Origin of the sequence: Promicromonospora iranensis, from assembly GCF_028994775.1 — a bacterium.
In the GTDB taxonomy this organism is placed as follows: Bacteria; Actinomycetota; Actinomycetes; order Actinomycetales; family Cellulomonadaceae; genus Promicromonospora; species Promicromonospora iranensis_A.
The window spans coordinates 304,900-317,789 of record NZ_JAJQMN010000002.1 but is presented as its reverse complement, the minus strand read 5'-3'; the positions used below and the strand labels follow the sequence as shown (position 1 = coordinate 317,789).

Here is a 12,890-nt window from a genome sequence, read left to right as displayed (position 1 = left end):
CGCGTGGCGAGTCTCGGAGAAAGTGAGGAAATAAACCCCGTCCCCAAGTCGCCTAAATCCCGTTTGCTGCTAACAATGGTGCAAGAGCGGGTGTCGTCAACCGCCTGGTACGGCCAGGCCGGCACCGTTCCGGAGGAGGTGCGGGGATGTCCATCCACGGAGAATCCGAGGTCCTGCTCACGCCTGCCGAGGTAGCGAGCTTGTTCCGTGTTGACCCAAAGACAGTAACGCGTTGGGCAAAAGCGGGAAAGCTCTCGTCGATCCGGACACTTGGCGGTCACCGCCGCTACAAGGAGTCCGAGGTACGGGCGCTGCTCGGTGCGGCAGCGGACAGCTCGGGCGACTCCGACAACTAGTCGGAAGTCGTTGACGGATTGGTCGGCAAGTAGGACGAAGGCGCGCCGGGTGCTGCCCCCCAGCATCAGCCCCGCGCGCGCCTGAGTACAGCGGTCACGGCAACCGCCGTGCCCAGGACCACTAGACCTAGCGTGGCTCCTATCAGAATCTTGGCGTTGCGGGCCCGGCGCGGATCTTGCGCCGGGCCGTTCTTGTTGCCGAATGCTCCGGTGGCCATCGCGCCGGCGTCGCTCGCGGCCTGCTTGGCCTCGCGGGCAATGCGGGAGGCCTGATAGCTCGGGCTCAGGCGGGTCGTCAGCTCGTCGATGGCTGCGGCGAGATCCGCACGGGTGCGGAGAACCTCGGCCTCGAGCTCCTGGCTGCTCGGTGGCGGTGTAGTCGGTGTGCTCATCGGTGCATCCCCTCCTTGATCGACGCGACGTCATCCTTGACCCGCTGGACGCTCTCGGGCTTGGCGGTGCCCTTCTTCAGCAGCTGCACGCCGACCAGCGCGAGGACAGCGATCACGAGCAGCATGAAGCCGCCTACGGCGAGCGCTGACAGCCAGAGCGGCCAGACGGTCCCCAGGCCGAACACGGCGGCCAGGAGCAGTACTCCGACCGCGTAGATCAGGATCAGGAGAGCGAAGACCAGCAGTCCGATGCCGATGCCGGACTTCTTCGCCTTCTCGGCAAGTTCCGCCTTGGCGAGCGCGATCTCCGCCCGCACGAGCCGAGACGCCTGTTCGGAGATCTGTTCGACGAGCTTCCCCAGGGATGCGGGGCGCTCAGGTTCCGGCGTGTCTGCCGGGGCGCTACCTGCTGCCCCCGTGTGGCTGTCGATCTTCACGTCCTCGATCATCTGCCCTCCCGTACCGCCGATTTCGGCCTGCGCCGCTGAAGACAACTCAACAGGCGAAGTGGGCACGGGGCAATTCCTGGCGCGGCGTGGCTTCGAGGAAAAGAGATGAAGGGAACCATGCTCGAATGGGCATTTACTGGAAGGAATTGCCTTGGAGTCGTCTGAGGATGATGTTCACGGCTTCTGGGAAGCGCGGCTTAGGGCGCGATGATCGGCCGGTGAGGGGCCCGGCCGATTACTGTGTCGCCCCTGCGGCGCATCAGCATGGGCATGGGCATGGGCTTCAGAGGGCCATGGCCGGCTCAGCCTGGCACGCCGCCCCAGGTCACGAGCTGGTCAGCGAGGACGCTGACGAGGAGCAGGCCACCGAGCGCCCACACGGCCACGAGGCCATTGCGTCGGCCGACGGTCAGCAGGAGGGCGGTCACCGCGCTGTAGCCCAGCGAGATGACGATCGCGGAGATGAACGCAGGAGTGAAGCGGGCTTGTGGTGAACAAGCGGGCGGCGGGGGATGGACCAGCGCGCACGCCGTCCCGGGCTCGGGTGGGTAGGCGGCGGACCAGATGCTCACGAGTGCCCAAGCGGCGATCGCGGCAGCGGCGACGAGTTCGAGCGCGAGCACGACTGCTCGGAGCGTGTCGGTGGTGCCCTGGTCGCTCGCGTCCGCGTCTCCCACGATCCGTCAGCCTAGCGGGACGCCCGCCGGTTCGGTGGCGAATCGAGCGGAGAAACGCAGAACCCCCGGAACCATGATGGTTCCGGGGGTCCTTGGCTGTGGCTCCGACCGGCGTCGATCCGGTGACCTTTCGATTTTCAGTCGAACGCTCTACCAACTGAGCTACAGAGCCCTAGCGCGAACGCCCGGATAGTCGAGACCGACAACCCGGGCGCCTCTCGCGCGACCCTGACGGGACTTGAACCCGCGACCTCCGCCGTGACAGGGCGGCGCGCTAACCAGCTGCGCTACAGGGCCTTGAATGCTTACCCGCATCCGGGGGGCTCGTTCCGAACCGTGAGAACCCTAACCCATCCCGGGCCCGAATCTGAAATCAGATTCGGACTCCGGCGGGATGACCTGCCTCACAACTGCCGAAACAAGGCTCTGACGAGCCCCTTCGTACCCCCAACGGGATTCGAACCCGTGCTACCGCCGTGAAAGGGCGGGGTCCTAGGCCGCTAGACGATGGGGGCTGGGACCTGGCAAGTCTACAGGCGCTCGGCGGCCCCGCTGCACGGTCCACGAAGTGGTCCCGAACCGGCCCCGGTCAGGGATGATGGGTACGTGGTGGAGATGACGCGAGAGGACTTCGAGACGGCGGTCAGCGAGGGGCTGGACCTCGTCCCGCCGGACCTCGCGGCGCAGATGGACAACGTGGTGGTGCTCGTCGAGGACGATGCCCCTGCTGAGGATCCGGAGCTGCTCGGGCTCTACGAGGGGGTGCCGCTCACGGAGCGGGACCACATGTGGGCCGCGGGTGCGCTGCCGGACCGCATCACGATCTTCCGCAACCCGACGCTCGCGTTCTGCGAGACGCGTGAGGATGTCGTCGAGGAGGTGGCCGTGACCGTGGTGCACGAGATCGCCCACCACTTCGGGATCGACGACGAACGGCTCCACGAGCTCGGCTGGGCATGACGAAGCCGGCCCTGCGAAGCTGTGCTTCGCGGGGCCGGCTCACCGTACGGGACCGGGCACGAGGTCAGTACGAGGTGCGGTACTCCCAGTGCCAGGCCTCGGGCTTGCTGCCGCCGGCCTGGGCCCAGGCCGGCAGCTTCCAGCCGTACTTCCCGGCGTTGGCGACCATCCAGGCGTGCTCGGCGGTACCGAACGACTGGATGCCGCCGGACAGGTCGACAGCCTGACCCCAACCGTGGTTGGAGGTGCCGGGCACGGCCGCGAGGCCGCCCTTGGTGGCAGCGACCGACAGCTGCTCCCCGTAGGAGCGGTACCCGTCGGTGACGTCAAGGTTCCGGCCGAACGCCGCGCGGAAGGCACCGTTCAGGTCCTCGAGCTCGGCGGCGGCGTCGCACCGCAGCTTCTCGCCGCCCGCCCAGCTCAGACCGCAGAGCACGTCGGACGGGATCTGGCCGTTGCCATAGCGCTGTGCGGCCCGGGCCATCGCCTTCGCCTCGGCGGCGCGGGCAGCGGCCTTCTCCCGTGCCTCGACGGCGGCACGCTCGGCGGCGCGAGCCGCACGGACCTCGCGTGCCTTCAGGACGGCTTGCCGCGCGGCCTCGATCTCCTCGGGCGTCGGTCCCGCCTTGACGGACACGACCGCGTCGCCGTCGACCTGGGTGATGAGCCGCTGGAGCGACGTCGTCGCCTTCTCGATGGAGGCGGCCGACGGCGCCGCCGCGGCGGCAGGCGTCTCGGTGGCGGCCTCGGAGTCGGGCTCCTGCGCTTCGGCGGTCGTGTCGACCGCGCCCGCGAGCGGGGTCTCGAGGATCGGGAGGTCGGTGGTCGCCTGCTCACTGATCGGGGTGACCCCGGTGACGGCGCCGGCCAGGTTGGTCGGCTCGGTGGCCGCGGCCTGAGGGCCCTCCTCGGTGGCCTTCTCTGCGGCTGCTTCACGGGCGGCGCCGTCCGCTGCCCGGTCGGCGAGCGAGGTGCGCTCGCTGTCCCGGGACGCGGCAGCGGCCTGCCGTGCACCGACGATCGTCGTGCCGGACGCGTCGCGCGCCTGTTCCAGCGTGGACCGCAGCTTCTGGGCCGCCACGCTGAGCCGCTTGCGCTCCTTGCCCCCGAGGTCGCCCTCGCGGGAGACGTAGCTCGCGTCGCTCAGGACGGCGTTCGCCTTCGCTGCGGCGGTTCGGACCGCGGGGTCGGTGGCCATGGCGCCAAGGGACATGGCGCTGGGCTGCGTGCCGCGCTCGCCGGCCGACGCGGTGCTCGGGGAGCCGCCGTCGTTTCCGGTGAGGCTGACCGCCGCTGTGGCGGTCAGGGCCACGGAGGTGAGTGCGGCGGCTATCGCGAGGGACGAGCGGCGCACCAGGGGATGAGATGAGTGCTCGACGACGGCAGCGTGCGCTCCGCGTGTGCCCGGGCGCCGCGTACGACGGGGGGCGAGCGCGTGGTCGCCGCGCGTCAAGGATGCACCTGGGACTCGGGGGCAAGGACAAAGCACGCCGTACGGGGCGCGACGGGGTTCGGCGTCTGGGGCACGCTGAGCTTCCGTTTCTGCGGCTGCGCACGACGGCACCGTGAGGGGCTGATCCCTCGGACGGACGGTGACGAGTGCGTCGACTGCGGTCAGGCCATGGCGCGCGATGTGTCGCGGAGGTCATGGCGGTCGCCGCGTGGAACCGGGCCAGAAAGGCCCAGGGGGTTGGTTCCATGCGGCGACATTCAATGCTGAACGACCGTCCAAGAGTTATGTAACCCCCTCCACGGAGGCGTGCCTCACAAAAACTGAGCGCAGACGGTGCTGCAGAAGTGAAGAGGCGACAACCTGGGGTGTGCGCGCTCACATTGATGGGTGCAGGGCCATGCGTGAGACTTCGGACATGGCCCATCACGAACAGGCCGCGAACGGATCCGTGCCCACCCCCGCCGGACAACCCGTCACCGTGTCCATCCACCGCATCGTCAACCCCGACCACGTTCCTGAGGTCACCCGCTGGGTGCAGTCAGGCGTCAACCTCGCCAACCGCTGGCCCGGCTTCCTCGGCTCGGGCTGGATCCGCGCCGCCGAGGGCTCCCGCGACTGGCACATGCTCTACCGCTTCGCCGATGCTGACCGGCTCGCCGCCTGGGAGCAGTCCGCCGAGCGCCGTGACTGGCTGGCGCAGGGCACCGGCCTCGTCGAGGAGCTGCGCTACCAGCAGCGGACGGGTATCGAGGGCTGGTTCGACGACCCCGCACGGACGGACGAGCCGGCCGACGTCGCGGCCTCCGTCGTGCCGCCCCGGTGGAAGCAGGCGACGAGCATCTGGCTCGGGTTCTTCCCGGTGAACCTGCTGTTCACCGCCCTCTTCACCTACCTGGTACCCGGGTGGGACGACGTGGCGCTCGTGCTCAAGGTGCTGATCTCCACCCTGATCCTGACGCCGATCATGGCGTACTGGGTGCTCCCCTGGGTGACTCGCCGCCTGCACGGCTGGTTGCACCAGACATAGCCCCGTAGCGCGGGATCAGGCGGCCGTGCGGGTCAGGCCCGGGTGGCGACCACCCGAGGAGCCGGTGCGCGCCTGGGCCGCCGCAGCCGGATCCCGCCACGCCCCGGTGCCGACCCGATCACCGCGCGGTCGGTCCGTCCGGCGAGCCAGCCCGCGAGCCGCTCCGGACGGTCGGTGATGACGGCGTCGACGCCGGTGCCCTCGTCGGTGTCGACCAGAATGGTCCATGCGGCCGGGTCGTTCGCCGTCCAGGACATGACCCGCAGGCCGGCGGCATGCAGGCGGGACACCAGCCGCGGGCTGTTCGCCACCGCCGCGACCGACGGGTTGCAGGCGACCACCCGGAGCCGCTCGCAGAGCCGCAGCAGGCCGGGCGGGTCGAACGAGACGAGCAGGCCGCCCGGCAGGTGCGGCGCGACGTCGCGCACGGTCGCGACCGTGCCCGGCCAGAAGCTCTGCACGAGCACCCGGTCGTCGAATCCCGCGGCGGCGATCGTGGCGGTGACCCGTTCGACCTGTGCCGTGCTCCACGAGCCCTTGAGCTCGAGCAGCAGGTCCGTGTCCGGGTGGCGGGCCAGCACGCCCAGCACATCGGCGAGGCTGGGCACGCGTTGGCCGGTGAACGCGGGAGAGAAGCGCGAGCCGGCGTCCAGCCCGAGCACCTCGGCCGAGGTCAGGGCCGAGACCTTGCCGGTGCCGTCGGTGGTGGCGTCGACGGTCTCGTCATGGATCACGGCGCCCACGCCGTCGGCGGTGGGCTGGAGATCGATCTCGACGGCGTCCGCGCCCGCGCGGCACGCGGCCTCGACCGCGGCGAGCGTGTTCTGCGGGGCTACCGCGGAGTAGCCGCGGTGGGCGATGACTGCGGGACTGGCGACGGCCATGCTGACCTCCGGGTCTGCGGTTCACTCACCACGCTAGGCCGGTCTCGTACGGCTTCCCAGTGGGGGCCAGGCGAATTCCGGGAGTGTTCCGGGACAGTTCACCGCCCGGCCCTGAGGACGCCGTGTCGGCCACCCGGGCGAAACCCACCGGATGCGCGGATTCTCAGCGCCGGGTGGTTTCATGTGCGCCATGGTCCGACCCGTCACCACCACCTCGGCCGGCTGCCGCGCCCGCGGGGCCCTCGTCGCCGTGGCCGCGCTCGTCCTGCTCGCCGGTTGCTCGGCCGATGGAGATGCCGACGCCGACGCCGGGGCGAGCGCATCGCCGTCGAGCAGCGTGAGCGCCGCACCCACCCCGAGACCCGACCCGGACGCGCCCTTGAACGCGAACCAGGCGTGCGCCGCGATGTACGTCGACGGCGACAAGACGCTCGAGGAGCGCATCGGTACGGCGCTCGTGGGTGCGAGCGACGGGCTCGACGGCACGTCGGCCGACCAGATGCACGCGATGGCGATGGAGCTGGGGCGGCTCGAGCCGCGTGTGCCCGAGGAGTTCCAGGACCCGCTCGAGAAGATCCGGGTGCCGTTCCTGCAGCTGCAGGAGGCGCTCGACCTTGCGGAGGGTGGGCAGGTCGAGCTCGACATCGCCTCGACCGTCGCGGGTCTCAAGGAGTACGAGAAGCTCTGCTGACCTCTTCGAAGATGCCCTGGCCCGGCGTGAGCACACGGCGGGGGTCGTACCGGCTCTTGGCGCTGCGCACCGCGGGCCAGCGGTCGCCGTAGTGGGCACGCCAGTCGGCCGGGGTCAGGTGCAGGGCGTTCACCGGGTAGTTGGCGCCGCCGACCGCCCGGACCTTGGCGTACAGCGCGTCGTTCTCGGCGATGAGGCGCTCCGCCTGCGCGTCGTCGGGCGGGCTCACCGCTCGCAGCAGTGCGAGCAGGAAGAACACCGGGCCGTCCGGGACCATCACCTGAGGGCGCGTGACCAGTGACCGGTTGGTCGGGTAGAGCAGGGCGACACCACCGGCGTCGGCGGGGTTGAGCGTGGTGAGGAGCTCCGTGGTGATCTCGTCGACTGCTGCGTCGGGGACGAACACGTTGATCCAGGGGCAGGGCAGGCGGAGCGCCTCGACCTGCTCGACGGTCTCGTAGATGCGGTTCAGCCAGTCGAAGAACGGCAGGTCCGCGACGTCGATCCCGGCGGGCGCGAGGCCGGCCACCAGGGCGTCGTCGTCGGGGGGCTCGCTGGTGAACCAGGCCCCGCCCTCCAGGACGAACGCGAAGCCGTCGTCGTCGGTGGGGACCAGCTGGCCCTCCAGGTAGTCGAAGCGGCCGTCGGCCAGGGCCGTGCGCTGGGCTGCCGTCAGGTCGGTGACCTGGGGATAGGTCAGCGTGTAGACGCGGGTCATGGCCGGGGCCGCCACGAGCCGGACCGTCGCACGCACGATGACGGCGAACTGGCCGAGCCCGCCGAGCACCGCCTCGAACAGGTCGCGCTCGTGGTCGGCGGAGCAGGTCACGAGTTGGCCTTCGCCCGTGACCACCTCGAGCTCGATCGTGTTGTCGACGAGCAGCCCGAAGTGCTGGGAGGTGCCACCGATACCGCCGACGCTCAGCGTGCCGCCCACCGACAGGCCGAGGTAGTCCGTGGTGACGGGGGGCGTGACGCCGTCCGCCAGGGCCGTGCGGACCAGGTCGAGCCATTGCACCCCGGCGTCGACCACTGCCCGGTCGGGAGCGATCGAGTGGATGGTGGCGAGGGTGCGGGAGTCGATGACGACGCCGCAGTCGGCCTGCGCCTGCCCGAACGTCGAGTGACCCTGCCCACGCACCGCGACCGTCAGGCCGTGCTCGTTCGCGAAGCGCACCACCGCGACGACGTCGTTCACGGAGCCCGGCCGTAGCACCGCCCGCGGGCGGTGGTGGACCAGACGCCCGTAGTCGGTGGCCGCCTCCGCGAGGGACGCGTCGTCCGTGACGAGCTCGCCGTCGAGGTGAGGGATCTGGACCGCCCCGGCGTTCTCCGGGAAGCTGGTGAGCCAGTGCGACGTCACCGGGTCGAACGCTACGACGGCGGCGCCTGCCAGGAATGTGCGGCGGTCGAGCTGTGCCATGTGAACCCCTCAGCCTCGGGTGGGCGACCACGGTACCGGTCGCGTAGCGCACAATGGTGCGCGTTCCGTGGATGTGCTGTCAGGAGTGGCCCGGCTGTGCCTCGACCGTGAGGGGTCCGGGTCAGGATGAATTGACTGATGACGACGCTGTCACGGTGGGCCCCCCGGGGATCGAACCCGGAACCCGCGGATTAAAAGTCCGCTGCTCTGCCAGTTGAGCTAGAGGCCCGCGCGCCCGGGATCCGGGCGGCGCGAGTAGAAAGCCTACCGGTCAGGCGCGCCCGACGACGTCGTGCCGCACAGCGGGGCACCGTACGTGCTCTGTCCGCGCCTGTCATGCGCTGTCTCACCCACCGGGAGATATCGGGCTAAATGCGTCTCACGCTTGCGGTGACGGAGAGGGCTTGGTTCGGTGGTCGGGACCGCGGAGAACCAATGTGAGGAGCTCAACGTGCTCACCGTGACCGACAATGCCCGTACGGCCGTCCAGGACCTCGCCCAGCAGGCTGGTGTGCCGGTCGAAGGCGGGCTGCGCATCGCGCAGGCGTCCGGCCAGCCCGGCAACTTCGAGCTCGCGCTGGTTCCGGCCCCGCAGCCCGACGACCAGGTCGTCGACGCCTCGGGTGCCACCAACGTGTTCGTCGAGGCGCAGGCCGCACCTGCTCTGGAGACGCTGACCCTGGACACCGACCCCGGTGCCGAGGGCCCGGGCTTCGTGCTCACGCCCAAGGCGTGATTCCTGGCGCCCGCACCCGGGCGCCAACCCGAGCAGGCTGAAGTCCGCTTGTACCAAGCGTTTGGGCCCAGAACTCACCGGAGTTCTGGGCCCAAACGCTTGGTACAAGCGGACGTTTTGCGTCAGAGCGCGACGCCGAGGATCCATGCACCGCCGAGCGCCAGCGCACCCAGCGTGACCAGCAGGAACAGCGACACCCAGAACAGGCCGGCGACACCGGTCAGGCGGGCGAGCATGTCGGCGTCGGACGTCCGGGCGTGGCCCCGGGAGCGCTGGATCTGCAGCTCGAACACGGGGCGCACCGCACCGAGCAGCAGGAACCAGGTCACGGCGTAGGCGACGGCGCTCTGCACCTCGGGCTCCAGGAACCAGGTGACGAACACGAGCGCGGTGCCGCTGACGAGGATCGACCAGAGCCCGAACCAGTTGCGGATCTGCAGGAGCAGCAGCGCGAGGAGCGCCACGAGCAGCCACAGCAGGCCGACGGCGTAGCCCAGCTTGAGCAGCCATGCGGCACCGAGGCCGATGATGCCGGGCCCCACGTAGCCGGCGAACGCCGTGATGACCATGCCCGGGCCGCGGGGCTTGCCGCGGGAGACGGTGAGGCCGGAGGTGTCGGAGTGCAGCCGGATGCCCTCGAGCTTGCGGCCCGAGAACAGGGCGGCGAGGCCGTGCGACGCCTCGTGGGCGATGGTGATCACGTGGCGCGTCACGTGCCACAGGGGCCGGAACAGGACGACGACCAGGGCGATCGCGCACATGCCGAGCACCATCACGTTCGACGGCGGGTCCACGGGGGTGACCGCGTTGGTCCAGATGGTGCCCAGCACGTCGCCGATGGCGGCGAACGGCCCGGCGGAGCTGGTCGCTGCGGGAATCATGCGCCACATAGAACCACACCGAACGTGACGTGCGCCGCAGCCACCGTCACCGAGACATGAGATAGTTGGTGGTCGTGGGCGGTTTCAGCTGCCCGACGTCGTGGCCCCGGCCCGGGTTAGCACCCGCCGCCCGGTGTGAGCACGGCGGACCACCGGCGCGAACCGCGCCGCCACCGAGCCCGAGAGGCCCAAACTCCTTTGACTACCTTTGCCGACCTCGGTCTGCCCGCGCCCGTTCTGCGCGTTTTGACAGACCGCGGCATCACTTCGCCGTTCCCTATTCAGACGGCTTCCCTGCCGGATTCCCTGACCGGTCGCGACGTGCTCGGCCGCGGCCGCACGGGCTCCGGCAAGACCCTCGCGTTCGCGCTGCCGGTCGTGACGCGTCTCGCGACGTCCAGCGCCCGTTCGGTCGCGGCGGGGCAGCCGCGTCGTGGGACGGGCCGCCCCCGGGCGCTGATCCTGGCCCCCACGCGTGAGCTCGCGAACCAGATCGACGAGTCGATCGCCCCGCTGGCGCAGGCACTCGGTCTGAAGACCACCACGATCTTCGGCGGCGTGGCGCAGTCGCGCCAGGTCACCGCGCTCAACGCCGGCGTCGACATCGTCATCGCCTGCCCCGGCCGGCTCGAGGACCTGCTCGGCCAGCGGCACCTCACGCTCGACGACGTCGAGATCACCGTGCTCGACGAGGCCGACCACATGGCCGACCTCGGGTTCCTGCCCGGTGTGAAGCGCATCCTCGACCGCACACCCTCGCGGACCCAGCGCCTGCTGTTCTCGGCCACGCTGGACAACGGCGTGGACGTCATCGTGAAGCGTTACCTGCACCAGCCGGTCACCCACTCGGTGGACGACGCCGCCGCGCCGCCGCCGCAGATGACGCACCACATCCTCGCCGTGGCCGACAAGGACGCGAAGAAGCACGTGGTGCACCAGCTCGCACAGGGCACCGGTCGGCGCGTGCTGTTCATGCGGACCAAGCACCAGGCCAAGAAGCTCGCCAAGCAGCTCACCGCCGCGGGCGTGCCCGCCGTCGACCTGCACGGCAACCTCGGCCAGGGGGCGCGCGAGCGTAACCTCGCCGCGTTCTCGTCCGGCGACGTCCGGGTGCTCGTCGCGACGGACATCGCCGCGCGCGGCATCCACGTGGACGACGTCGAGCTCGTGGTGCACGTGGACCCGCCCGCCGAGCACAAGGCGTACCTGCACCGTTCCGGGCGGACGGCGCGTGCGGGTTCCGGCGGCGACGTCGTGACCATCATGCTGCCCGAGGAGCGCGGTGACGTGCGTGACCTGACCCGCAAGGCGAAGATCACCGCTCGTCCCCAGGACGTCCGTCCCGGTGACGCGACGGTGACCAGCCTGGTCGGCGAGGTCGCACCGTACGTGGAGTACGTGGAGCCCGCCCCGCAGCCGCAGGGTCGTCAGGGCCAGCCGCGCAAGCAGGGCGGACGCTCGCGATCCGGAGCCCAGGGCACGGGCCAGACCCGTGGTCAGGGCACGGGACAGGGTGCTGGGCAGAGCGGTGGCCGGCAGGGCCAGGCGCGCAGCCAGGGCGCCGGCCAGACGACCGGCCAGCGCGGCGGCGGTCGGCCGGCGTCGGGCGGCGGACGCACCGCTGCCGACCACTTCCCGAGGACGGACGGCGCGGGCGCGCCTCGTCGTCGTCGGGGCGGCCGTGGCCGTGGCGCGGGCAGCACCAACGCCTCGGCCGCGAGCTGACCACCTCGTAGCACCGGCTCGTCACCGCGTGAGCCCCCGGACCCGTCAGGGCCGGGGGCTCACGCGTGCTCAAAGGGTGCGCGGGAACACCGCGGACCGGAGGAAGGTTGGTATGCGCGGAGGTGTCGACATGACGTACAAGGTCTCGAAGTCGGACGAGGAGTGGCGCAAGGAGCTCTCGCCCGAGGAATTTGCGGTGCTGCGACAGGCGGGCACCGAACGGGCGTGGACGGGCGAGCTGCTCGACGAGAAGCGCACCGGCGTCTACCGGTGTCGCGCGTGCGACGCGGAGCTGTTCCGGTCGGACACCAAGTTCGACTCGCACTGCGGCTGGCCGTCGTTCTACAGCCCGCTCGCGGGCGACTCCGTCGAGCTGATCGAGGACCGTTCGCTCGGCATGGTGCGCACCGAGGTGCGTTGCGCCACGTGCGGGTCCCACCTGGGCCACGTCTTCGACGACGCGCCCCAGACCCCCACCGGCGACCGGTTCTGCATGAACTCGGTGAGTCTCACGTTCGAGGAAGGCTGACGGGAGGCAGGGCGGTTCAGCGACCGCTCTGCTTCCACGCCACGATGTCCGCCGAGTAGCGGTTGAGGAGCCTGGCCAGCTGTGCGACCTCTTCGGTCTCCCAGGTGGCCAGCGCCCCCTCCAGCATGGCGACCCGGCTGGAGCGTGCGCGGTCGAGGCGGGCGGCGCCGTCGGGCGTGAGGGTGATGCGCTGTCCGCGGCTGTCCTCCGGGTCGACGGTGCGTTCGACCAGGCCGAGCTCCACCAGGCGGCTGAGCTGCCGCGACACGGTGGCGCGTCCGACACCGAAGAAGGTGGCGAGGTCCGAGCCGCGCGCGCCGGGCCGCTCCGAGATGTGCGCGAGGAGCGGATACGCACTGGCGTCGAGCTCGGGATGAACCCGGCGGGCGATCGACGTCCCGGAGGACTGCGCGCGGCGGATCAGCAGCCGGATCTCCCGCTCCAGACCCTCGAACGGCGCAGCGGTGGCTCCGTTGTCACCGACCGCGTCGTCGGCACCGTTGCCGGCGGCGACCTGGTCGTCGGACGCGTCCGTACCGGACCTGTCTGTACTCGAGAGCATGCGCCCATGATGACGGGTCAAGCCCTCGGATCACAGCCCGTAGGCCCGAATTCCCCCGATCACCGCCGTTCGTCGACCGGCATGTCGCGGCCGGGGCGGCTCGTCACCGTCCCCTGAACCCGGCCCGACGTGCCGGGACCCTCGG

At 70.6% G+C, this 12,890-nt stretch carries 15 protein-coding genes and 4 tRNA genes; 7 read left to right on the top strand and 12 right to left on the bottom strand.

Annotation, left to right across the window (positions count from 1 at the left end; translation table 11 throughout):
- Nucleotides 1-146: 146 nt before the first annotated feature.
- Nucleotides 147-356: a BldC family transcriptional regulator gene (locus tag LUU90_RS04250; protein WP_108495333.1), complete on the top strand. Its 210-nt coding sequence runs from the start codon at nt 147-149 to the stop codon at nt 354-356.
- Nucleotides 357-421: 65 nt separating this feature from the next.
- Here LUU90_RS04250 and LUU90_RS04245 read toward each other — a convergent pair whose 3' ends face one another.
- The 6 genes from LUU90_RS04245 to LUU90_RS04220 all read right to left on the bottom strand — a co-directional run bounded on the left by LUU90_RS04245 (nt 422) and on the right by LUU90_RS04220 (nt 2,389).
- Complete coding sequence (locus tag LUU90_RS04245) at nt 422-748, bottom strand: DUF3618 domain-containing protein (protein ID WP_275002035.1); 327 nt, start codon at nt 746-748, stop codon at nt 422-424.
- On the bottom strand, nt 745-1,197 hold the full coding sequence (locus LUU90_RS04240; protein WP_275002034.1) for a phage holin family protein: 453 nt from the start codon (nt 1,195-1,197) through the stop codon (nt 745-747). The genes LUU90_RS04245 and LUU90_RS04240 overlap by 4 nt, the downstream gene beginning before the upstream one ends.
- Nucleotides 1,198-1,499: 302 nt before the next feature.
- On the bottom strand, nt 1,500-1,874 hold the full coding sequence (locus tag LUU90_RS04235; RefSeq protein ID WP_275002033.1) for a hypothetical protein: 375 nt from the start codon (nt 1,872-1,874) through the stop codon (nt 1,500-1,502).
- A 99-nt stretch (nt 1,875-1,973) separates the two neighbouring features.
- Nucleotides 1,974-2,046, bottom strand: a tRNA-Phe gene (locus LUU90_RS04230).
- Between the two features lie 51 nt (nt 2,047-2,097).
- Nucleotides 2,098-2,171 (bottom strand) — tRNA-Asp (locus tag LUU90_RS04225).
- A 145-nt stretch (nt 2,172-2,316) separates the two neighbouring features.
- Nucleotides 2,317-2,389: transfer RNA gene (locus LUU90_RS04220), tRNA-Glu, on the bottom strand.
- A 100-nt stretch (nt 2,390-2,489) separates the two neighbouring features.
- Between LUU90_RS04220 and LUU90_RS04215 the strand changes: the two genes are divergently transcribed.
- Nucleotides 2,490-2,834, top strand: coding sequence for a metallopeptidase family protein (locus LUU90_RS04215; protein ID WP_274992060.1), 345 nt, complete (start codon nt 2,490-2,492; stop codon nt 2,832-2,834).
- A gap of 64 nt (nt 2,835-2,898) precedes the next feature.
- Here the strand turns inward: LUU90_RS04215 and LUU90_RS04210 are convergent, their stop codons facing one another.
- Entirely contained in the window at nt 2,899-4,188 is a 1,290-nt protein-coding gene (locus tag LUU90_RS04210) for a M15 family metallopeptidase (protein WP_275002032.1), read from the bottom strand.
- Between the two features lie 514 nt (nt 4,189-4,702).
- On the opposite strand from LUU90_RS04210, the gene LUU90_RS04205 reads away from it, so the two are divergent.
- Nucleotides 4,703-5,314, top strand: coding sequence for an antibiotic biosynthesis monooxygenase (locus tag LUU90_RS04205; protein WP_275002031.1), 612 nt, complete (start codon nt 4,703-4,705; stop codon nt 5,312-5,314).
- 32 nt (nt 5,315-5,346) lie between these two features.
- On the opposite strand, the gene LUU90_RS04200 is transcribed toward LUU90_RS04205, so the two are convergent.
- Entirely contained in the window at nt 5,347-6,198 is an 852-nt protein-coding gene (locus LUU90_RS04200; RefSeq protein ID WP_275002030.1) for a glycerophosphodiester phosphodiesterase, read from the bottom strand.
- A gap of 190 nt (nt 6,199-6,388) precedes the next feature.
- Here LUU90_RS04200 and LUU90_RS04195 point away from each other — a divergent pair, with 190 nt between their 5' ends.
- Nucleotides 6,389-6,889, top strand: coding sequence for a hypothetical protein (locus tag LUU90_RS04195; protein ID WP_275002029.1), 501 nt, complete (start codon nt 6,389-6,391; stop codon nt 6,887-6,889).
- Here LUU90_RS04195 and LUU90_RS04190 read toward each other — a convergent pair.
- Both LUU90_RS04190 and LUU90_RS04185 read right to left on the bottom strand, forming a co-directional pair.
- On the bottom strand, nt 6,864-8,312 hold the full coding sequence (locus LUU90_RS04190; RefSeq protein WP_275002028.1) for an FAD-binding protein: 1,449 nt from the start codon (nt 8,310-8,312) through the stop codon (nt 6,864-6,866). The two genes, LUU90_RS04195 and LUU90_RS04190, sit on opposite strands and share 26 nt — an antisense overlap.
- Nucleotides 8,313-8,468: 156 nt before the next feature.
- A tRNA-Lys gene (locus LUU90_RS04185) sits at nt 8,469-8,541 on the bottom strand.
- Nucleotides 8,542-8,763: 222 nt separating this feature from the next.
- Here LUU90_RS04185 and LUU90_RS04180 point away from each other — a divergent pair.
- Nucleotides 8,764-9,048, top strand: a complete 285-nt coding sequence (locus tag LUU90_RS04180) for an iron-sulfur cluster biosynthesis family protein (RefSeq protein ID WP_129782914.1) — start codon at nt 8,764-8,766, stop codon at nt 9,046-9,048.
- A gap of 122 nt (nt 9,049-9,170) precedes the next feature.
- Here the strand turns inward: LUU90_RS04180 and LUU90_RS04175 are convergent, their stop codons facing one another.
- Nucleotides 9,171-9,938, bottom strand: coding sequence for a M50 family metallopeptidase (locus tag LUU90_RS04175; protein WP_275002027.1), 768 nt, complete (start codon nt 9,936-9,938; stop codon nt 9,171-9,173).
- Between the two features lie 189 nt (nt 9,939-10,127).
- Here LUU90_RS04175 and LUU90_RS04170 point away from each other — a divergent pair, with 189 nt between their 5' ends.
- Both LUU90_RS04170 and msrB read left to right on the top strand, forming a co-directional pair.
- Entirely contained in the window at nt 10,128-11,654 is a 1,527-nt protein-coding gene (locus LUU90_RS04170) for a DEAD/DEAH box helicase (protein WP_275002026.1), read from the top strand.
- A 130-nt stretch (nt 11,655-11,784) separates the two neighbouring features.
- Entirely contained in the window at nt 11,785-12,183 is a 399-nt protein-coding gene (gene msrB, locus LUU90_RS04165; RefSeq protein ID WP_275002025.1) for a peptide-methionine (R)-S-oxide reductase MsrB, read from the top strand.
- A 16-nt stretch (nt 12,184-12,199) separates the two neighbouring features.
- Here msrB and LUU90_RS04160 read toward each other — a convergent pair whose 3' ends face one another.
- Entirely contained in the window at nt 12,200-12,745 is a 546-nt protein-coding gene (locus LUU90_RS04160) for a MarR family winged helix-turn-helix transcriptional regulator (RefSeq protein ID WP_275002024.1), read from the bottom strand.
- Between the last annotated feature and the right edge of the window lie 145 nt (nt 12,746-12,890).